This window comes from Natrinema sp. LJW11, assembly GCF_056135975.1.
Genome location: NZ_JBWBDM010000002.1, coordinates 101840 through 121615 on the forward strand (window position 1 = coordinate 101840; position 19776 = coordinate 121615).

The following is a 19776-nucleotide window of genomic DNA, read 5'->3' on the forward strand; positions in this document are numbered from 1 at the left end:
GGCATCACGGATGAACACCTGCCAGAATCATTAACGGCGCCGATCGCGGTGCTTCGCGGACCGACGACTGTCGGATCTGACCACGAGGACTATCCCGTCTGACTAAAAGTTAAGAGTCCACCGCGCATGAGCCCAAACATGGACGACACTCCGCAAGAAATCACGTCACTCGTCGGCCGCGAGGTTTACTCGAACAACGGCGTCTTCGTCGGCGAAGTCGAGGATCTCCGATTGACCATCGAGGGCGAAGCCGTCTCCGGTCTCGCGCTCGCGAACCTGAACAGCGAACTGTTCGCGGACGAAGCCCGAAGCGGACAGGGAATCATCGTCCCCTACCGCTGGGTCCGCTCCGTCGGCGACGTCATTCTCATCAACGACGTGGTCGAACGCGTTCGCGAACCCGACGAGGAAGAAGACGAACTGCTGGCGTAACTCGAGTCCGGATCCTCTCAGCTCCCGTTCGAGCCCTCGCCGCTGCCTCCTTCGACGCCCATCGCATCGAACAGCGTTCGCTTGACCGCTTCTTCGGTCAACTCGAGCAGCGTCTCCCGCGTGTCCTCCGAAATCTCGATCCCGGTGAAGATCCCCAGCGGGATCTCCGCGCTGGCCTGCGTGGAGTGGCCGGCCGTCTCGCCGATCTCCCCGTAGGCGTCGGCGAGCACCTTGCCGATGTTGATGCGGATGTCCTTCGAGCGACCGGCGAGGAAGATCGTCTCATCGGCGATCCCGAAGACGGCGGTCGTCGTGACGCCCTCGAGATTGAGCAGGTGGCTGGCGGCTTGCGTGAGCGCCTCGCGGTCGCGGACGAAGCCCGCGTTGGAGACGAGGTGACTCCCCTGGACGTCGCGATTGGTGATGGCCTCCGCGAGCACGTCCAGCGTCTCGGGGGACATCGACGGCGACTCGACCTGCTCTAAGGTGTCGTGGTTCGCGAACGGATAGAGGTAGGCGGCGGCGGTCAGATCGGCGGGGGTCGTGTCGCGTTTGAAATCCAGCGTCTCCGCGCGGATACCGTAGAGTAAGGCCGTGGCGACCTCCTCGGAGACGTTCATGTCGAACTCCTGAATGTACTTCGTCATGATCGTCGACGTCGAGGACATGTTCGGTCGGATGTCGACGAACTCGGGTTCGACCCCGTCCTCGATCTCGGATTCGTGGTGGTCGATGACGATGTCGATCGGGAGATCCATCTCGCCCGAGGTCGCGTGATCGACTAAGGCCACGGTGTCGTAGATCGAGTGGTCCTCGATCTCGTCCCATTGGACGAGATCGATCCCGAGCAGATTGACGAACGCTCGATTCTCCTGGTGGCCGACGTCCCCGAGATAGATGATGTCGGATTCGATGCCGAGATGCTCGGAGATCGCCTGCAGGGCCGCCGCGCTGGCGATCGAATCCGGATCCGGGCTGTCCTGGGTGACGATCGCCAGCCGCGTCGACGTCTGTTCGACGATCTCGGCGAGCTTCCCCGCGTTGTACTCGAGTTCGCCCGACTCGAGGGCGCGCAGGGCGGATTCGGCGATGACCGTGGAGGGGTTGATGACGATGTCGGCTCCGAGTTCGGAGAGTTCGTCGCCGGAGACGGGATCGCTTGCGCGGGCGACGATGAACTGGTCGCCGTCGCTCTCGCGAATGTGTTCGACGGCGCGCTTGTTGGACTCGACGTCCGAGGCGAGGATGAGGATGACGTCGCGGTCGGCCACGAGATCGGCGACGCCGGATTCCCGGATATCGGCCGTCCGGGCGTCTAGGTCCTGGTCGCGGAGCGATTCGACGCGACTCTCGTCCTGATCGACGATGAAGACGTCTTTCCCCTGTTCGACGAGTTCCTCCGTGACGGCGTAGCCCACGCTCCCACACCCCAAAATAGCGTAGTCAGAGATCGACGAAATCGTAACCCCCGTACTCATATGCCCGAGTGGTCGGACCGGCCGCACTTAACGCTCCCGAAGAGTGGCACAAAGTGATGGTTCAGCCCGGACGACTCGAGGACGATGACCGTCACGCCCGTGGATCACTGCCACGCTGCCCGCCAAGGGAAACGTATTTGAACGACCGAGGGAAAGTCGCAGGTACAGGGCCGGTAGCTCAGTCCGGCAGAGCGTCTGACTCTTAATCAGACGGTCGCGTGTTCAAATCGCGCCCGGCCCGCTTTCCTGTCGCGAACGAATCCGTGAGCGACAGGTAACGGAACCGGCGGGATTTGAACGCAGGGAGGTCGCGCGCAACGGAGTGAGCACGTCCGACCGTGTGTTCCAATCGCGCCCGGCCTACTTCTCGCCGCGAGCAAATTCGCAAGTGGCAAAATCGATCCCGAATCGAGACGGATCTCAACCAGCGACGGATCGGCATTCCTCGAGCGCTCGAGCCTGAAACGGATCGAATCGTCCCGTGTCTGATTCGACGCCGATCTTGTCGCGTTACCGACTGTCTCGAACCCCGTCGGGGAACTCGTTGTTCGCGAGGGAGACGGAACCGGCGTTGCTGACGATGTTCAGGGAGTTAATATCGTCCACGGAGTTGGCATAACAGTTCTCGATCGTCACGCCGTCCGCGCCGTTGACGACGATCGGAGTGTGCGTCGTCGTGAACTCCGAGTCGACGACGGCGGCGTCGTCGCCCCGCAACTCGAGGCCGCGTCGCTTGTTGGAGCCGCGCTGTTCGACCGAGAGTCCGTCGAACCGACAGCCGTTTCGTTCACAGAGGATCGCGTGGCGCATCGTTGATCCGTCCGCGTCGCCGGTGATTCGAACGTTTTGCAGGTCGACCGCGCCGGCGTCCTGCCCCTGGATCTGAACCGCGTTTGCGCTCCCGTCGATCTCGATGTCGACGTCTTCGATCGTCGTCGGTCCCGCCTCGGGATCGATCCGAATTCCGTTGCTCGAACCCTCGGCGACGGAGATCTCCGAACCCGTGATCGAGGTGTTCTCGACGCTGTTCATGACCCTGATCGCGTCGCCGTTCGGGTTGGGAATGTCGACGCTGATCCCCTCGAGTGCGAACTGCTCCCCACGATCGATCCGAATCGCGTGCTGACCGAGCGAGTCGTTCGTGTTCTCCTCGACGACGACAGTCGCGTCCCTGACCCTCCCGGTCGAACCGGCGAGGCGGATCGATGCGGTCCCGCTGTTTCGGAACCGGCCGCCGTCGACGCCGACTCGACCGGTTTCGCTCGAGGCGTACAGCCCGTTGTCCGGAAAGCCGCCGAGCACGCAGCCATCGAAAACGATCGTTCCGCGGTGGTTTTGGTCGACCTCGATGCCGGTCGGCCCGCGCCACATGTTCCCTTCGTTCGGCGTGTCGTCGACGTGGCGACCACCGGCGGCGGCGCAGAAGCGCTCGACGCGACCCTGCCCGTCGGAGTCGGTGATATTGAACAGCCCCGGCCCCCACGTCCCACTGTCGTGGACGCCGCGAACGAAGACGTTCCGGACGACGAGGCCGTCTTCGACCTCTGCACTGAGGACGCGGATTCCCGTGTCAGACGCCGTCTGGTCGATGTCGAACCCCTCAAAGCGGAGATCCCGGCCGGGGATTTCGGCAGTTCCAAGCCGGAACAGGCGGTACTGTGGACCGTCGAACTCGTGGTAGTTTGCCGGGATCAGTGTCGCGTTCTCGCCGACGAAACCCACGTTCTCGAACCCGGTGAGTCGAAGCTGTTCGTCCATGTAGTACTGCCCCGCCGGGAATTTGAGCAGCGTATCGTCGCCAACGTGTTCGCGCAATACAGGCGTGACGGACTCGTCTCCCCCGTTGTCCGCGCCAGCGTCGACAACGTCGACGACCGTCTCGTATTGCTGCTCGTACTGTTCTTCGTCCTGGGCCGCCCCCGCCACCCCGGCAGCTGAAAGCGTCGAACCGAGTCCGACGACACAGCCTTTGAGATACGATCTTCGACCGAACTGCACCGTTCGTGAGTCGTTTGAAGTCACGACTGGCGTTCGGAAACGGTGTCTATTACGTATAATTGCGGTAATTCAATTCGAACCCACCAAAACGATTGAACGACTGGCCAGACCGTTCCTGACGGGGCTCTCGAGGGGATACGAGCGGAATCCGCGCGCGGGCCGCTCGAATCCTTAGCACCGAATTAAGCGGTTGCACCGACGGGCTCGACGAGCGAAACAGTTTCGCTCGCCCGGAGGATCGTCGCTGCGTTCCCAACGCCCGACGCAGGAGACGGTACGCACCGGACGCTCGAGCAACTCGGTTCGTCGCCACCGTCACGCGCGCGGCTTGCGCTCGAGCAAAACCGGGCGCGCGAGCGTCGATTTCGAGTCAGACGCCGAAGCCGTCGCCGACGATCTCGCGGCCGACCGGAGCCGAGTCGAACCGTTCTGACGAATCGACTCGTCGGTCCGAACAGCAACGGTGCCAACAGCGCGGGTGATCGAACGGGGCAGCTGCCTCGCGACGACCAGTTCGGGTCGGCTTCGGGAACCCGTCGAGTGGTGCTCGCCGCGGGCAGTCAGATCGGTACCGTCCTGATCCAGCCGTTCGTTGCTCCACCTGTCACGGCCCGGACGTTCGTTGCCACACCGTTTCTCGTCGTCACCGTTCGCGCGCAAACCCGTGAACCGCCGGGATCGTTCTGATGCGGTTCTGCCACTGTGCCGGACGAGCGACGGGTTCGGTGCGCTGATGGTCCCGTACACGCCGCGAACCGCGATGCCGTCGATCCGCGTCTCGGTGCTCGCGATCGAGGGTGATGCGATGGTCCGATCGCGCTCGCAGTGATCGCGATCGCCGTCACCGGCACCGACTCGCTGCTGGTCGAAACGGCCCGACGGACTAATCCGCCGGCTCTGCGACGCTGTCGCGCTCCTCAGTTCGCGAACCAATCAGATGGAGTGATAGTCACTCTAACCTCCTCTAAGTGCTTTGGAAGTGGGGTTATGGATGTCCTCGTGCTACTTACGGGTGAGACTCATGACATCTATCGCAGACATCGAGATTCCGGCCGACGGAACCGGAACCGGCGAGTTGTTCGCGGCCGTCCCCTCCCTCACGTGCGAGATGGAGCGAGTGATCGCCTCGAGCGGCCACGGCCTCTGGCTCTCCGGGCCGTCACAGTCGGAGGTCGAGGACGCGCTCGACGAGGCGGGGGCGATCGGGAACTACTCCCAGATCAGTAGCGACGAGGACCGCTGGCTCTACGACATCGAGTTCGAACCGGACACCGTCGACCCCTTCGAGATCGTCCTCGAGGAGGGCGGGACGGTACTGAGCGCCTCGGCGTCCGACGGCACGTGGCTGCTCAGCGTTCGCGTGGTCGACCGCGAGAGCGTCAGTTCGCTGTACGATCGTCTCGACGACAACGACGTGACGCCGACGATCGTCCGGCTCTTCGACCTGGCTGAGGAAAGTCACTCCCAGTGCGGCCTGACGGCCCGCCAGTACGAGACCCTGGTCGCGGCGATCGACCACGGCTACTTCGAGATCCCGCGCGAGGTGTCGATGCAGGAACTGTCCGAGGAACTGGGAATCTCCCATCAGGCGCTCTCCGAGCGCCTGCGCCGCGCCTACCGCGCGCTCGTCACGTCCGAACTCAACGTGACCGAAGAGGACGCCGCCGCACCGGCGATTCCGACGAACTGAACGCGTTCGTCTCTAGTCGGCGCTGAAACGATTCACACACTGATCGCACCGCTATCGATCGATTGGGTGGCCGATGACTTTCAGCGGCGACTAGGGACGATCCCGTCCGAGGCCCGGTTCGACGTTTTTCACCGGCCGTCGACCGACGGAGAGCGCCCCGCGAGGTGAACGCACCGTCGGACGTGCACTTCCGTTGTACGAAGCGCGCACAGCACTGCTGGTGACTCGTGTGGAGACCACTACCATTACGATCCGCGCACACGACACGGACGGTATGAAGATCGACAGCGACGACGGCGTGTTGCGACTGACGTTCGACCGGCCGGACGCGCTCAACGCGCTCACGACGGAGACCGCGAACGAACTGGCCGACGCGATCGAAGGGGCCACTCCGGAGACCGAGGACGCGATCGTCATCACCGGCGCGGGCGACGCCTTCAGCGCCGGCGGCGACCTCGAGTCGCTGGCGGAGACGCCCGGATCGTCCGCGGAGGCCTACGAGGAGGTCACCGAAACCTTCGGCCGCGTCGTCGAGGCGATGCTCGAGTGTCCGGTCCCGATCGTGGCGAAGGTCAACGGCGACGCGATCGGCGCGGGGCTCTCGATCGTCGCGCTCGCGGACATCGCCTACGCCGCCGCCGACGCGACGTTCTCGTGTGCGTTCGTCAGGGTCGGCCTGCTCCCCGACACGGGCGGAACCGTCATGCTCCCGCACATCGTGGGCCTCCGAGCCGCGAAGAAGCTCGCGTTCACCGGCGAGTTCTTCGACGCCGAACGCGCGGCCGATCTCGAGCTGGTCAACGAGGCGGTCCCCGCCGCGGAGCTCGACGATCGGGTCGCAGAGACGGTCGACGGCCTCGCGAACGGCCCCACGGCCACGATCGGCATGATGAAACAGGCGATGCACGAGAACCTGGGTCGGTCGTGGGACGACGCGCTGGATTACGAGAATCTGCTGCAGGCCCAGGCCCGCACGTCGGCCGCCCACGAGGAGGGCGTGACCGCCTTCCTCGAGGATCGGTCACCGGAGTTCGAGTAATCGCACTGGGCTCGCGTTCGTCCCGACCAGCCGTCTCGTACCCCGAAACGCGTCCGGTCGCAAGCGTCCGCAAGCACCACGGCCTTGCACGAATCTACCCTTCGTCAAAACGCAATGTCCCCACAGATTACCGACGACGACGTTGGCAAGTCCGTCGTCAACGCGGACGGTGACGAGGTCGGAATGGTCGCCGATGTCCAACACGGTACGGCCCACGTCGAACCGGATCCCGGAATCACAGATTCGATCAAGGCGACGCTCGGTTGGGGCGATAGCGGTGAAGATACGTACCCGCTCCAAGAGGAGGCGATCGGTCGCGTGACCGACGACGAAATCCGCCTCGAGCGAGACCTCTCCGGTGCCAACACGACCGGGGGGACGGGCGATATGGGTACCGGAACCGGAGCGACCGGAACCGGCACCGGAACGACGGACGACCGCGGTATCGATCGGGACGAAAACGATATCAGCGGCACCGACGACGAGGGCGTGATACGCGACGACGACGATGACGATCTCCTCGGCGACGACAACGCCCGATAATACCGTTCCACAACCCTCCGGATCGACCGTTCCGGCTGTAACCCCGATTTTCGTTTTTTCGTCCCGTTACTGACGCCGAGTCCGTGAACCCCGATTCACCTCGAGAAACGCTCGGGACCGCATGTCACCGACGGGTTCGGTTCCCCTCGCTACTCTTCATCGACACCGTGCCCCTCGTCGACGTCCCCCTCGGGTGCGGCCGATCGCGCGGATCGGTCCGACGAGCGGTCCGTTTCGTTCGTCTCATGGGTCTCGTCGGTCACGTTCGTTTCGCCGCGATCGGGCTCGCGGACCGCGTCCGCTTCGGAACTGCGCGCAGACGATCTCCCGCGCTGGGCCGACTGTCCGTGCTGGTCTCGATCCGTCGAGGGGTGCTGCTCGCCCTGTCCCCGCCGATCGGGATCGATCCGCTGTGAGTACTGCTCTCGCAAGCGACCCTGGCCGGTCTGCATCGGCGACTGTCGCTGCTGTGCCGACTGTCCGCGTTCCCGGTCGGGGAGCCCCTGTTCGCTGTGTTGAGTCGAGCCACCGTGCTGGGCTCGCTCCTGTCCCTGCCGCGGTTCGGTCCCCTGGTATTGGTGCGTTTCAGGCCGTTGTCGGGGCCCCTGTGTCTGACGATCTTGCTGGTGTCCCTGTCCGAACTGCCCCGACGAGTGGCTCGGCTCGGCCGTCATCGGCTGCTGCTGGGGGCCGCTCGCACCGGCCGATTCACCGCCGTACTCCCCCGGCGAGATCCACTCGCCGGTCTGTGGGTACTGTTGGGACTGCTGGGGCCGTTGCGACTGAGAGCGGCTGCCCGTCCCCTGCTGACCGACGGTCCTCATCTCGTCTCGTTGAGCCGGTTGCCCTCCTTGTTGCTGGCCCGGCTGCATCCCCTGTTGTTGCCCAGTCGAGGGGGCGGCCGCCTGACCCTGCCGATTCGTCGCTCCCTGCGCGCTCGTCGATTGCCCCGTGTGCTGGCTCCCAGTCAGCCGGCGCTGCGTTCTCTGGGGCGATCGGGATTCCATCCGGCCCTGCGTCCCGTACCGAGCGCTCTCCTGTTGGCCCTGTCGTCCGCGGTCAGTGAACTGCCCGCCCGTCCGCCCCCGCTGGTCCCCTATTTGCCCCATCTGATTCATCTGGGGCTGGGAAGCGGCCTCGAAACCCTGTTCCATGACCCGCTCCATTTCCGGCATCACGGCCTCCATTCCCTGCAGATACCGCTGCATCATCGACTCCGTGAACTGCTGGCCGGGCGTGTTCTGCAGCATCGATCGCGTCATCTCGAGCCCCTGTTTCTGTGCGGTCTCTTGCCACTCGAGTGCACTGAGCGTCATGCGGGCCATGTCCCGCTGAAGCTCGATCAGCTGCTCCATCGCCCGCTGGCCCTGATCCATCGTCGATTCCGCCATCTGCCGCGTGTCAGTCGACTGTTGGGGTTGGTTCTGTCGCATAGTGGTCACCTGAGGATCCGCGATCACCGCCGTGATCCTCGGTCACGACTGAGCGCGACCGAGACGCAAATAAAGGGCTGCGTCGGTTCCGCCCGGAACGCGACGCAACTGCTCGCAACCCGGGCGAACGCGAATAAACTGAATACGTGCGAGACAGGTTCGATACCGTCGAGCCCGTTCGAGAACGCGCTGTTGGGCGAGTTTCGCACCGATACCGACCGAGAGAGGGAAGTAATAGTCGCTTGGGACCGGCGGTGGACGCCGACCGCGGTCAGGACTCCGACCCGGTGCCCGGTTCGCCGTGGGTCACGCCCTCGCGTTCGTCGGCCTGCATCCGCCGCAGGGCCGCTCGTCCGTTGCTCGCCTCGTAGCCGAAGAAGACCCCCTCGGCGTACTCCTCGGCGACCTCGGTCGCGTGGATCAGATTGTCGACATCGACGTTTACCGCGTACAACTCGATATTGAAGGGGGTCTCGAGCGCGCTCTCGAACCCCTTCGCGATGGTCTCGAGCCAGTAGGTCGTTCCGTAGGCGGTGTCGTACAGCGGGACGACGAACTCGTCGACGTACTCCTCGACGGCCGCGAGGTCGATGCCGGCGCGCTCGCGGAGGTGGCCGGGGTAGGGATCGGGGTAGAGCGTCATGTAGACCGTCCCGGGGATGTGCTCGACCGCTTCTTCGACGAATTCGGTGATGACGCTGGCTCGCCACTCCATGCGGTCGTCGTACTCGCTCGCCTCGAACTCCTGCTCGCAGACGCCACACCGGCAGTACTCCGCTCGAGGAAAACCGATATCGTCGAGGCGGACGTCCTCGTTTTCGGCGACGCAATCGTCGATGATTTCGAACAGGCCCTCCCGGTAGTCCTCGCGGGATGGACAGATGTAGGCCCAGTCGAAGTACGGTCGCTCCCGGTCGGCGGGTCGGCCCATGTCGTCGACGGGGAGCAGCGACGGATCGGCGTCGGCGGCGGCGTTGTCGCCGAAACAGGAGACCATGTTCACCCCGTCGGCGATCGGTTCGGCGGACCGGCCGGTCACGTCTTTGACCTCGTAGAAGCCGCGGTCGAACTCCGGCCACCGTACTTCTTCGGCGTTACGGGTGACGACGCCGTACATACCTTCGAGTACGCCGCCATCCCCGTAAGCCGTTCGGAATCGGATCTATTCTTCGGTCGGTTCGTAGTCGACTTCGACGTCCGACGAGCCGCTGAAGGCGACCTTGTAGAGGACGGCGATGACGAACAGGGCGAGTACGACTTTGACGGTACGTGACATGTACATGACGTAATACGGGGGGCAAACACTTAGATATTCTGGATGGTCGTCCCGTCCAGAGAATCGACGCCGAGCGCCACGTCGCTCGAGCGGACTGGCGTCCGTCGATTTCGTCGCAGCCGCAGAACGGTCCGCGGGTGCGCCGGTATATCGGTACACCGCGCCGTCTCAGGTGTCGATCAGCGACGCGATCTCGTCGCGGACGATCGTCTCGCAGTACGAACAGCGCACGCCGTCCTCGAGCACCGAAAACCGCGAGGTGACGGGCTCGCCGCCGGTCGTGATACAGCCGGCGTTCGGACAGGAGAGCACGCTCTCGACGACGTCGGGTCGTTCGACGCGGTGTTTCTCCACGACGTCGAAGTCCCGGACGATGTTGATCGTCGCGTCGGGCGCGATCAGCGAGAGCACGTCGACTTCGTCCTGACTCAGTTCGCGGCCCTCGACCTTGACGATGTCCTTGCGCGCGAGACGATCCGAGGGGACGTTCATCCCGACGGAGACCTCCTCGCCGTTGGTGCCGTCGATACCGAGGATGGCGAGGACGTTCAGCGCTTGGCCCCCGTGCACGTGATCGATCACGGTTCCGTCGCGGATCTTGCTGACCCGCAGTTCGTGATCGTCGTCGCCGTCGTGGTGGTCGTGTTCGTCACTCATCGCCATCACCCCGGATCCCCTTGTCGTCGCTCAACAGGAGATCGAGCAGTGCCATCCGCACCGGCACGCCGTTGTGTGCTTGCTCGAAGTACGCCGCGTGGTCGGTCCCGTCGATCTCGGGCGCGATCTCGTCGACCCGGGGCAGCGGATGCATCACCGTCAGATCGTCGCTCGCGGCCTGGAGCGTCCCGGCGTCGATCTGGTACTCGCCGGCGACCTTCTGGTACTCGTTCTCGTCGGGGAACCGCTCGCGCTGAATCCGCGTGACGTAGAGGACGTCCAGCGAGGGGAGCACCTCCTCGAGGGCGTCGTGCTCTCGAATTCCGGTCCCGTCTTGGTGCTGGTGGAGGTCGTAGACGACCTCCCGCGGGAGCTGTAGACTTTCCGGGCTGATGAAATGCTGGCGGGTGTCGAAGTTCGTCAGCGCGTAGGCCAGCGAGTGGACGGTCCGCCCGTACTTCAGATCGCCCATGATGCCGATGGTCAGGTCGTCGAGCCCGGCGTTCTCCCGGATCGTGTAGAGATCGAGCAGCGTCTGGGTCGGGTGGTGACCCGCGCCGTCGCCCGCGTTCACCAGCGGGACGTCGACGAACTCGCTCGCCATCGTCGCCGATCCCTGCTTGGGATGGCGCAAGACGAGCGCGTCGGCGTACCCCTCGATGACGCGGACGGTGTCGGCGAGGGTCTCTCCCTTCGTCACGCTCGAGGACTCGACCGAGCCCATGTCGACGACGTCGCCGCCGAGTCGCTTCATCGCGGTCTCGAAGCTCATCTTCGTCCGCGTGCTCGGCTCGAAGAAGAGCAGGCCGAGCAACGTCCCCGCGTGACGGTCCGCGACGCCAGACGGGTCGGCGTCGATCTCGGCCGCGTAGTCGAGAACGGCCTCGATGTCCGCCCGCGAGAGTTGTTTGCTCGTGATGAGGTGATCGTGGCGCATTCGTTCGTGTAGGCTGTGGCAGTCCCCTTGAATCTCCCCATTCGACGCCGTCCGATCGCATCGGTTCTCGACGGACACCCCCACGACGGCCCTCGGCGGGCCGTCGTCGCCGCGTCAGTTTTTCGCGAGTCGGTCCGCGTGCGAGTGTGCGACGCCGACGGCCTCTCGAGTTGGCGGCCCCCGAGGGCAAAGAGTTATACAGACACTACAGTAATTGCTCATAATTGTATGGTCGGTCGGCTAGATACCGGAATCGACGTACTCGATCGAAAGCTCGACGGCGGACTACCGCCGGGATGTCTCGTGGCGTACACCGCCGAGCCGGCCAGCCAGTCCGAACTCCTCCTCTACGAACTCACGGCCGCACGCGGAACCCTCTACCTCTCGACCGAACGCTCCGACGACGCCGTCCGTCACGCCATCGAATCCTCCCCGTCGTCCGTCGGCAGCCCGACCGTCAGACACGTTACCAGCGACAGCCCGATCGAAGAGGCGACGCGACTGATCGGTGCGCTGCCGGACGGTGCCAACCTCATCATCGACACAATGGACGTCCTGGAGCGACACGACACAGACGAGTACGTCGCGTTTCTCAACGAACTCAAAGCCACGATGCTCGAGACCGGAAGCATCGCCGTTTTGCACTGTCTCAAAGGAGACGACGAACCGGCGAACCGAGCGCGGACCATCCACGCCGTCGACGCCGTCTTCGATCTCCGGACCATGATCGCCGGCACCGAACTCGAGAATCACCTGACGATCCCGAAGTTCCGCGGCGGCAGCCAGCCGACCGAAGCGATCAAACTCGAACTCACGGAGGAGGTCGCGATCGACACCAGCCGCGATATCGCGTGAGTCGCTGCCGTTCCTCCGTTCGGACACACGTCCGTGATCGTCGTCAGTGAACTACAAAACGGATAGCGACAGCGAATCGCGTTATACGGACGATCGTCCGTCGGTTCCGGCGCAATCCGGACCCGTCCCGTGGGAACGCCGGGACACCGGTACTGCAGACCGTCTTACTCTTCTGCGCCTTCGAGCTCTTCGACGATCTCGTCGGCGTCGACGTCGGCGTCCTCGAGCGCTTCCTCGATGTCGCCGCCGCCCATGCCGCCCATGCCGCCCATCATGCCGCCCATGCCCATGCCACCCATCCCGTCGATGACTTCCTGGACGATGACGCGGTCGACGCCGACCTTGTCGATGATGTCCTGACCGATCTGCTGTTTGCCCATCATCCACTGCTGGTTCATCGTCATCTGGGGCGTGGCCTCGAGGTAGAGGGTCTCCTTCTCGACGGTCTCGGTCTCGAACTCGGGTTCCGCGGGCTCGTCGTCCTCGTCGGCATCTTCGTCGGGTTCGACGGGGACTTCTTCCTCGACTTCGTCCGTGTCGATCCAGAGCTCGGGCTCCATCCCGAGGTACATCTCGAACAGGCCGGCGGCCTGCTGCTCGCGGTCGTCGACCTCCTCGGTGACGGTGTACTCGTACTCGACGTCCTCACCGGCGAGCGGGTGGTTGAAGTCGACGCGGGCGCGACCGCCGATGATCGTGCTGATGTAGCCCTGCTGGCCGTCGATCTGCACGTTTGCACCGGGGTAGCGGTCGTCCTCGTCGATCTTCTCTGCGCTGACGGTCTGGACGTCGTCCGGGTCGTACTCGCCGAAGGCGTCCTCGGCGGAGACGGTCACCGTGCCGGAGTCGCCGGGTTCGGAGCCGACGATCGCGTCCTCGACGGCCTCGAAAATGTGACCCTCGCCGACGACGATCGTTCGCGGCTTGAACTCCTGTCCCTCCTGATCGACGCCCTCTTCCTCGGCGACCTCGGGGTCGGTCGTGTCGACCAGCTGTTCGTCTTCGACGGTGTACGCGGTGTATTCGAGTTCGACGAAGTCGCCTTCCTGAAGCCCTTCGGCTTCGTCGGCGGCTTCTTCGACTGCTTCTTCGTCGACGTCATCGGCCTGCTCCTCGAGCTCGGCCTCTTGATCCTCAGTCATACGTTGTACGTCCGCCCGTCTACATTTAAGTACGACGTTTTCGGGCGAGAGCGACCGATACTTACGACCGCCGTCCGTCCCCCCGCCCATGTACGAGGTCGAAGTGAAGGTCCCCGCCGATCTCGCGGCCGTCCGCGACCGTCTCGAGGCCCTCGAGGCGACGCCTCGCGGTGCCGTCGTCCAGGTCGACACCTACTACGACGCGCCCCACCGCGAGTTCGCCGAGACCGACGAAGCGTTGCGTATTCGCTCGGAGCGACCCGAAAACGCGCCCGACGAAACCCGCGTCACCTACAAGGGGCCACTCGTCGACGACGAGTCAAAGACCCGCGAAGAGGTGGAGACGAGCGTCGCGGACCGCGAGACGATGGACGCGATTTTAGCGAAGCTCGACTTCGAACCCGCCGCGACCGTTCGCAAGGAGCGAGAGCGATTCACGCTCGAGGGCTACACGGTCACCCTCGATTCGGTCGACGGCGTCGGTGAGTACGTCGAGGTCGAGACCGACGTCGAGGGGGAGACCGACGTCGAGGGGGAGAGTGAACTCAAAGCGGCTCGCGAGGGCGCTTACGACGTGCTCGAGCGACTGGATCTCGATCCCGACGACCAGCTCAGAACCTCGTATCTCGGCCTCCTGCTCGAGTCCGAAGAGACCGGCAGCTGACACCCCCATAACCTGCAAGCATTTTCTGGGACGTATCTGTTTCCGCAAGTTATACGAACTCGCTCCGTCAACTCCCGCCAATGAGTGAGCGGAACATCCGGATCGAGTCTATCGAGCGGCAAGCGGTCGAGGATCAGGAAGTCGAAATCGTCGAACGGAAGGGAATCGGCCACCCCGACTCCATCTGCGACGGGATCGCCGAGAGCGTCGCGGGGGCGCTCGCACGCGAGTATCTCGAGCGAGTCGGCGAAGTGCTCCACTTCAATACCGACGAGACGCAACTCGTCGCCGGCGAAGCGGCACCCGCCTTCGGCGGCGGCGAGGTCGTCGACCCCATCTACCTGCTGATCGTCGGCCGCGCGACCAAACACTACGAGGGTCAAACGATCCCCGCCGAGACCATCGCGCTGCGGGCCGCCCGCGAGTACCTCGAGGAGAACATCCCCCAGCTGACCGTCGGCGAAGACGTCGTCGTCGACGTGAAACTCGGCGAGGGAAGCGGCGATCTGCAGGAGGTCTTCGGCGAAGACGAGGTTAGCGTCCCGATGGCCAACGACACGAGTTTCGGCGTCGGCCACGCGCCGCTGACCGAGACGGAGGAGATCGTCCTCGAGGCCGAGCGACGACTGAACGGCGAGTACGCGGCCGAGAACCCGGCGCTCGGGCCGGACGTGAAGATCATGGGCAAGCGCGAGGGGGAGGAGATCGACGTCACCGTCGCCGCGGCGATGGTCGACGAGTACATCCCGAACATGGACGGCTACGTCGAGGCAGTCGAGTCGGTCCGGGAGTTCGTCGACGGCGTCGCGCGCGAGCACACGGACCGCGCGGTCAACGTCCACGTCAACACGGCCGACGACTACGACGAGGGCTCGATCTACCTCACCGTCACCGGCACCTCCGCCGAACAGGGCGACGACGGCTCCGTCGGTCGGGGCAATCGCGCCAACGGACTCATCACGCCCAACCGCTCGATGTCGATGGAGGCCACCAGCGGGAAGAACCCGGTCAACCACATCGGGAAGATCTACAATCTGCTCTCGACGCAGATCGCCGAGGAGGTCGTGGGCGACGTCGACGGGATCCGCGACCTGCGCGTGCGCCTCCTCTCCCAGATCGGCCGCCCCATCGACCGGCCACACGTCGCCGACGTGCACGTCGTCACGGACGACGGCGTCGCGGTCTCGGACGTCCAGGCCGACGTCGAAGCGATCGTCGACCGAGAACTCGCCGACGTCACCGAGATCACCCGCAGCGTGATCGAGGGCGAGCTCTCGACGTTCTGAGCGGCGATCGGACGGACTTTTTCTCGAGTGAGCCGTGATGTCTCGAGACCAACGAGCGTCGCCGCGAGTCAGTGACGGAACCGGCACAGCACGTGTGCCGTCGGAATAGTCAAAAGCCGCCCCCGTGTACGGCGTTACGAATCGAAATACGTAGTGAGTTCCGATGGCTGACTCGAGTTCGAGATCGACCGAACGTCCCGTCGTCTACGCCGTCGTCGCGAGCACCTTCTTCGTCGGCTTCGGCGGCGGCGTCGTCTTCCCGATCCTGCCGAACCTCGGCGAGGTGCTGGGTATTTCGGCGTTCATGGTCGGCGTCATCCTCTCGGCGAACCGCTGGACCCGGCTGGTCGCGAACGGGCCGGCGGGCGTGCTCGTCGATCGGATCGGGACCCGGAAACCGTTCGTCGCCGGGCTAGCGATCGAGGGGCTCGCGACGTTCGGCTACGTGATCGCGATCGAGTCCGCGCTGCCGGAACTCTGGTTCGTCGTCGCGCGAGTCACGTGGGGGATCGGCAGTTCGCTCGTGTTCGCGACGGCCTACACCATCACCGCCGACGTCAGCGAGGCCAGCTCGCGGGGAACGAGCATGGGCATCGTCCGGGCCGGGATCACGTTCGGTTTCCCCGCCGGGATGGTGCTGGGCGGCATCGTCAGCGAGGTCTACAGCAACGTGGCAGCGTTCGTCCTCGCGGCCTCCTTCGCCGGCCTCGCGAGCGTCATCGCCTACTTCATCGTCCCCGAGACTCACGTCGAGTCGGTCGACTCGTCGATCAGCCCCTGGGACTTCGAGACGACGCTGCCCGCGCTCACCGTCGGCTTAGTCAACTTCGGGCTCTACTTCGCGTACATCGGCGTCCTCTTCTCGACGCTCGTCCTCTACCTCGAGGTCGAGTCGCTGACGCTCTCGCTCGAGTTCGCGGGCTACGGCATCGAGTACGGCGAACAGGGGACGTCCGGACTGTTGATGGCAGTTTCCGCCCTCTCCGGCGCGGTCTTCACCATTTCGGGCGGGAAGATCAGCGATACCGTCGGCGCTCGCATGCCGGTCTTGCTCGCCTTCCTCGCGACCAGCTGTACCGGATTCGTCGTTCTCACGGTCGCGCCCTCGTTCGGAGCCGTAATCCTCGCGTGCGGGCTGATCGGTGCGGGGCAAGGCGGCGTCGGCGGCCCGCTGACGGCGCTGCTCGCGGACCTCACGCCCGAGGACCGCATGGGCAGAGCGATGGGGACGAACAACATCTTCGGCGACGTCGGCGGCGGCCTCGGTCCGCTGATCTCACTGCCCTTCGCCAACGCGGTCGGCTACGACGTGCTGTACGCGCTCAGCGCGATCGTTCCGCTGCTGGCCGGCGCGATTCTCGTCGCCGGAATTTACAGCTACACGGGGAGTCTGAGTCCGACGGTCGAGGAATCCGCCGTCTGAGACGCGCTCCGTGGCGGCTCGAGCCCGATTCTCCCCTCGTAACCCCCTTATAGCCGCGGCCGACTATCACAGTCCATGCACCCGCCGGGAGCCGACACCGTCCTCGTCCGTCACGGGGACGTCAACACCAAGTCAAACAGGGTCAAGCGGTACATGGAGGGGCTCCTCGCGGAGAACCTCGAGGCCCTCCTCGCCGACCGATCGATTCCCGGCGAGGTCGAGCGCCGGTGGAATCGGCCGCTGATTCACACGAGCGAGGACGCCGTCGAGGCGGCGACCGCGGCCGCGGCGGACACCTTCGGCGTGGTCTCCGCGAGTCCCGCCCTGACCGTCAGCATCGAAAAGACACAGATTCTCGAAGCGCTCGTGGAGACCGCTCGCGAGCACTACGACGGCGGGACGTTCGCGGTCGACGCGCGTCGGTCGGACAAGACGCTTCCCTACGACAGCGAGGAGCTGGCCCGCGAGGCCGGCACCGCTATCTGGGAGACCGTCGCGGACGAGTTCGAGCCGGAAGTCGACCTCGACGATCCGGATCTCACGTTCGGCGTCGAGGTGCGCGAGGACGTGGCGTTCGTCTACCTCGAGCACGTCGCCGGCCCCGGCGGCCTCCCGCTTGGCTCGCAAGAACCGGTCATCGCGCTGGTCAGCGGCGGCATCGACTCGCCCGTCGCGGCCTACGAGATGATGAAACGCGGGAGTCCCATCATCCCAGCCTACGTCGACCTCGGCGACTACGGCGGGATCGACCACGAGGCGCGCGCGCTCGAGACGGTTCGGATCCTCTCCGAGTACGCGCCGAACTTCGGCATGCAGGTCTACGAGATTCCCGGCGGCGAGACCGTCGATCTCCTCGTCGGCGAGATGGAGCAGGGCCGAATGCTCTCCCTGCGGCGCTTTTTCTATCGCGCCGCCGAGACGCTGGCCGAGCGCGTCGACGCGGACGGCATCGTCACCGGCGAGGCCGCCGGCCAGAAGTCCAGCCAGACCGTCCGGAATCTCGGCGTCACCAGCCGCGCGACCAGACTGCCGATCCACCGCCCCCTCCTCACCCGCGACAAACAGTACATCGTCGCCCAGGCCCGCGAGATCGGCACCTATACCGACTCGACCATGGACGCCGGCTGCAACCGGGTCACCCCCGATCAGGTCGAAACCAACGCCCGCCTCGAGCCGCTGCTCGCCGCGGAGCCGGACGACCTGCTCGAGCGCGCGGAAGAGGCGGCGAAGAACGCGACACTGGTCGAACCCTAACGATTGCGACTCAGCATCTTCCCCGCGGCTCGTCGCTGATTCGGCCTAGCCACCGCCGGGCGGGACTGAAAGGGGCTGGCTCCCTCGAGGAAGACGGGCGACGCAAGCACTGTCCGAACGAAGTGAGGACAGCGCACAGCGAGCCCCTCGACTCGAGAGAGCCAGGGGCTTTCGTCATCGCTGTCGTCGCGGCGGAATTCGCGTTTTGAACGTGAAATCTTCCAAGAAACTCGTCTAGAAGCCGAAACCGACATTACACCGTCGCACCCACCACAATATAGTGACCCGCGTCTGTCTCGTCGGCGAGGCCGGGAGCAATCTCCAGTACGAACTGCTCTCCCGGGAGACGTCCCGCGAGGCCCTCGCGACGTACGACCTCGAGCGGCCGTTCGAGAACTCGCTCGCCGTCCGGACGGTCAGCGTCGGGGCTGCCGTCTCGCTGCTGAACGATCTCAACTGGTATCTCACGCGGTTCGTCGACGAGGCGCTCGTCCGGGAACCGAGCATCAGCGACGCGGAGTGGCTCTCGCGGCCGCTGGCCGAACGGCTCCGAAACGGCGAGACCGAGCCGGCGGAGACGGCCGAGTTCTGCAAGATCTACGGCCTCGAGCGGATCGACGCGGGAGACGAATCGGCCGGCGACGACGTAGCGGATGCGAATCCGGGTCCCGGCTCGACTGAGATGAGCGACGCTACCAGCGGGGACGAACGCCGGGGACCTGACGACGCGGACGACTCGAGCGAAGCCGGTCGGGTGAGAACCGCCGAACCGACCCATCGGCTCGTCGAACCGCTGTACGTTCGCCGGACCGGCGGCGACCTGCCCGAGTACGATCTCAGAGACGTCGAAGACACCCTCGTCGTCCGCCTGACCGAAGCCGAATATTCGCCGTGAGTCGGTTCTCGAGGCGCAACGAGCCCGTTACCAGTAGATGGTAGCGCGATTTCTTTGTTCGGATTCTCTCTGAAAATCTCGTTCAGTACAGGTGGGAGACGTAACACTCGGTATAACCATCTTTCAATTGTGTAACATTTATTGCGCTGGAAGTGTTGGTTTGAACAGATGGATTCAGACTGGGCGGCCATCCCACTTGGATTTCTTGTTGTAGTGCTTCTTGTCGGGTTTGGCGTATTCATACTGTTTCACGTAGTGCCAGATGAGCAGACAGAAGGTGAGGTGCATATTGATGCCTATCCAGACGGTCCCGAGAAACCACTCCCTTTGAATTCCTCGAACGTCGTGGACTACTCGGTTACTTACGAGGAGCGCCTGTTCTATAACGATCTCCTCGCGAGTCGTAACCACAGTTTCGATCTCGAGGAAAGAGTGATAGCCAACTGTACCGCTATCTCAGTCTCAAACAGTAGTACAGACGCGTTCCGTGTCGGTTTAGAGTGTCGAGGAGGGATTCCCGTCGTCGAATCGTCATGGTCTGAACCGGGGGAGTACGCGTATTCAGAATCGGAGGAGTTCACGTACTCAGTCGCCCACCGTATAACGAATAACACGACACAACAGACCGACATTCAGAATTACCCTTTTGGAACGGATAGAGGATTCAGTGAATTTGCTAACGAGAGTAGTGGGTGATCAGTTCCGATATTCAGAGTCGGACACGAAGTTCGCGGTGAATACGCATCTGTCGTTACTAAATCATCAGCTTCATTC

Annotated in this window: 19 protein-coding genes and 1 tRNA gene; 13 read left to right on the forward strand and 7 right to left on the reverse strand. The window is 64.3% G+C overall.

Annotated elements, in window-relative coordinates; all coding sequences use genetic code 11:
- Positions 1-138: 138 nt before the first annotated feature.
- Complete coding sequence (locus AC0QDI_RS05110) at positions 139-432, forward strand: PRC-barrel domain-containing protein (RefSeq protein WP_474665891.1); 294 nt, start codon at positions 139-141, stop codon at positions 430-432.
- A gap of 17 nt (positions 433-449) precedes the next feature.
- On the opposite strand, the gene AC0QDI_RS05115 is transcribed toward AC0QDI_RS05110, so the two are convergent.
- Complete coding sequence (locus AC0QDI_RS05115) at positions 450-1910, reverse strand: DHH family phosphoesterase (protein WP_474665893.1); 1461 nt, start codon at positions 1908-1910, stop codon at positions 450-452.
- Positions 1911-2077: 167 nt separating this feature from the next.
- Between AC0QDI_RS05115 and AC0QDI_RS05120 the strand changes: the two genes are divergently transcribed.
- Positions 2078-2151, forward strand: a tRNA-Lys gene (locus AC0QDI_RS05120).
- Positions 2152-2420: 269 nt separating this feature from the next.
- On the opposite strand, the gene AC0QDI_RS05125 is transcribed toward AC0QDI_RS05120, so the two are convergent.
- Positions 2421-3932, reverse strand: coding sequence for a hypothetical protein (locus tag AC0QDI_RS05125; RefSeq protein ID WP_474665895.1), 1512 nt, complete (start codon positions 3930-3932; stop codon positions 2421-2423).
- Positions 3933-4572: 640 nt separating this feature from the next.
- Here AC0QDI_RS05125 and AC0QDI_RS05130 point away from each other — a divergent pair.
- The 4 genes from AC0QDI_RS05130 (at position 4573) to AC0QDI_RS05145 (ending at position 7180) form a co-directional block, all read left to right on the forward strand.
- Positions 4573-4737, forward strand: coding sequence for a hypothetical protein (locus AC0QDI_RS05130; protein ID WP_474665897.1), 165 nt, complete (start codon positions 4573-4575; stop codon positions 4735-4737).
- Between the two features lie 192 nt (positions 4738-4929).
- Positions 4930-5598 (forward strand): helix-turn-helix domain-containing protein, encoded by a 669-nt coding sequence (locus tag AC0QDI_RS05135; protein WP_474665899.1) that lies wholly within the window; start codon positions 4930-4932, stop codon positions 5596-5598.
- A 274-nt stretch (positions 5599-5872) separates the two neighbouring features.
- A complete protein-coding gene (locus AC0QDI_RS05140; protein ID WP_474665901.1) occupies positions 5873-6637 on the forward strand; it encodes an enoyl-CoA hydratase/isomerase family protein in 765 nt (254 codons plus the stop codon).
- 114 nt (positions 6638-6751) lie between these two features.
- Positions 6752-7180, forward strand: a complete 429-nt coding sequence (locus AC0QDI_RS05145) for a hypothetical protein (protein WP_474665903.1) — start codon at positions 6752-6754, stop codon at positions 7178-7180.
- Positions 7181-7329: 149 nt separating this feature from the next.
- Here the strand turns inward: AC0QDI_RS05145 and AC0QDI_RS05150 are convergent, their stop codons facing one another.
- The 4 genes from AC0QDI_RS05150 to pyrB form a co-directional block, all read right to left on the reverse strand.
- Positions 7330-8613 carry a hypothetical protein gene (locus AC0QDI_RS05150; RefSeq protein ID WP_474665905.1) on the reverse strand — a complete coding sequence of 428 codons (1284 nt, stop codon included), beginning with the start codon at positions 8611-8613 and terminating at the stop codon, positions 7330-7332.
- A gap of 271 nt (positions 8614-8884) precedes the next feature.
- The gene (locus tag AC0QDI_RS05155) at positions 8885-9730 is read right to left on the reverse strand and encodes a hypothetical protein (RefSeq protein WP_474665907.1); all 846 of its coding nucleotides are present in this window, start codon (positions 9728-9730) and stop codon (positions 8885-8887) included.
- 327 nt (positions 9731-10057) lie between these two features.
- On the reverse strand, positions 10058-10546 hold the full coding sequence (gene pyrI, locus AC0QDI_RS05160) for an aspartate carbamoyltransferase regulatory subunit (RefSeq protein ID WP_474665909.1): 489 nt from the start codon (positions 10544-10546) through the stop codon (positions 10058-10060).
- Positions 10539-11483 (reverse strand): aspartate carbamoyltransferase, encoded by a 945-nt coding sequence (gene pyrB / locus AC0QDI_RS05165; protein WP_474665911.1) that lies wholly within the window; start codon positions 11481-11483, stop codon positions 10539-10541. Before pyrB ends, pyrI begins: the two co-directional genes overlap by 8 nt.
- A gap of 228 nt (positions 11484-11711) precedes the next feature.
- On the opposite strand from pyrB, the gene AC0QDI_RS05170 reads away from it, so the two are divergent.
- Positions 11712-12338, forward strand: a complete 627-nt coding sequence (locus AC0QDI_RS05170) for an RAD55 family ATPase (RefSeq protein WP_474665913.1) — start codon at positions 11712-11714, stop codon at positions 12336-12338.
- A 164-nt stretch (positions 12339-12502) separates the two neighbouring features.
- On the opposite strand, the gene AC0QDI_RS05175 is transcribed toward AC0QDI_RS05170, so the two are convergent.
- The gene (locus tag AC0QDI_RS05175; RefSeq protein ID WP_474665915.1) at positions 12503-13480 is read right to left on the reverse strand and encodes an FKBP-type peptidyl-prolyl cis-trans isomerase; all 978 of its coding nucleotides are present in this window, start codon (positions 13478-13480) and stop codon (positions 12503-12505) included.
- Positions 13481-13568: 88 nt separating this feature from the next.
- Here AC0QDI_RS05175 and cyaB point away from each other — a divergent pair, with 88 nt between their 5' ends.
- From cyaB to AC0QDI_RS05205, 6 genes are all read left to right on the forward strand, one after another.
- A complete protein-coding gene (gene cyaB, locus AC0QDI_RS05180; RefSeq protein WP_474665917.1) occupies positions 13569-14144 on the forward strand; it encodes a class IV adenylate cyclase in 576 nt (191 codons plus the stop codon).
- Between the two features lie 80 nt (positions 14145-14224).
- Positions 14225-15430, forward strand: a complete 1206-nt coding sequence (locus AC0QDI_RS05185; protein WP_474665919.1) for a methionine adenosyltransferase — start codon at positions 14225-14227, stop codon at positions 15428-15430.
- 163 nt (positions 15431-15593) lie between these two features.
- Entirely contained in the window at positions 15594-16853 is a 1260-nt protein-coding gene (locus tag AC0QDI_RS05190) for an MFS transporter (RefSeq protein ID WP_474665921.1), read from the forward strand.
- A 75-nt stretch (positions 16854-16928) separates the two neighbouring features.
- The gene (locus tag AC0QDI_RS05195) at positions 16929-18107 is read left to right on the forward strand and encodes a tRNA sulfurtransferase (protein WP_474665923.1); all 1179 of its coding nucleotides are present in this window, start codon (positions 16929-16931) and stop codon (positions 18105-18107) included.
- Between the two features lie 280 nt (positions 18108-18387).
- Positions 18388-19002, forward strand: a complete 615-nt coding sequence (locus tag AC0QDI_RS05200; RefSeq protein ID WP_474665925.1) for a DUF5804 family protein — start codon at positions 18388-18390, stop codon at positions 19000-19002.
- 168 nt (positions 19003-19170) lie between these two features.
- Complete coding sequence (locus tag AC0QDI_RS05205) at positions 19171-19698, forward strand: hypothetical protein (RefSeq protein ID WP_474665927.1); 528 nt, start codon at positions 19171-19173, stop codon at positions 19696-19698.
- The last annotated feature ends 78 nt before the right edge of the window (positions 19699-19776 follow it).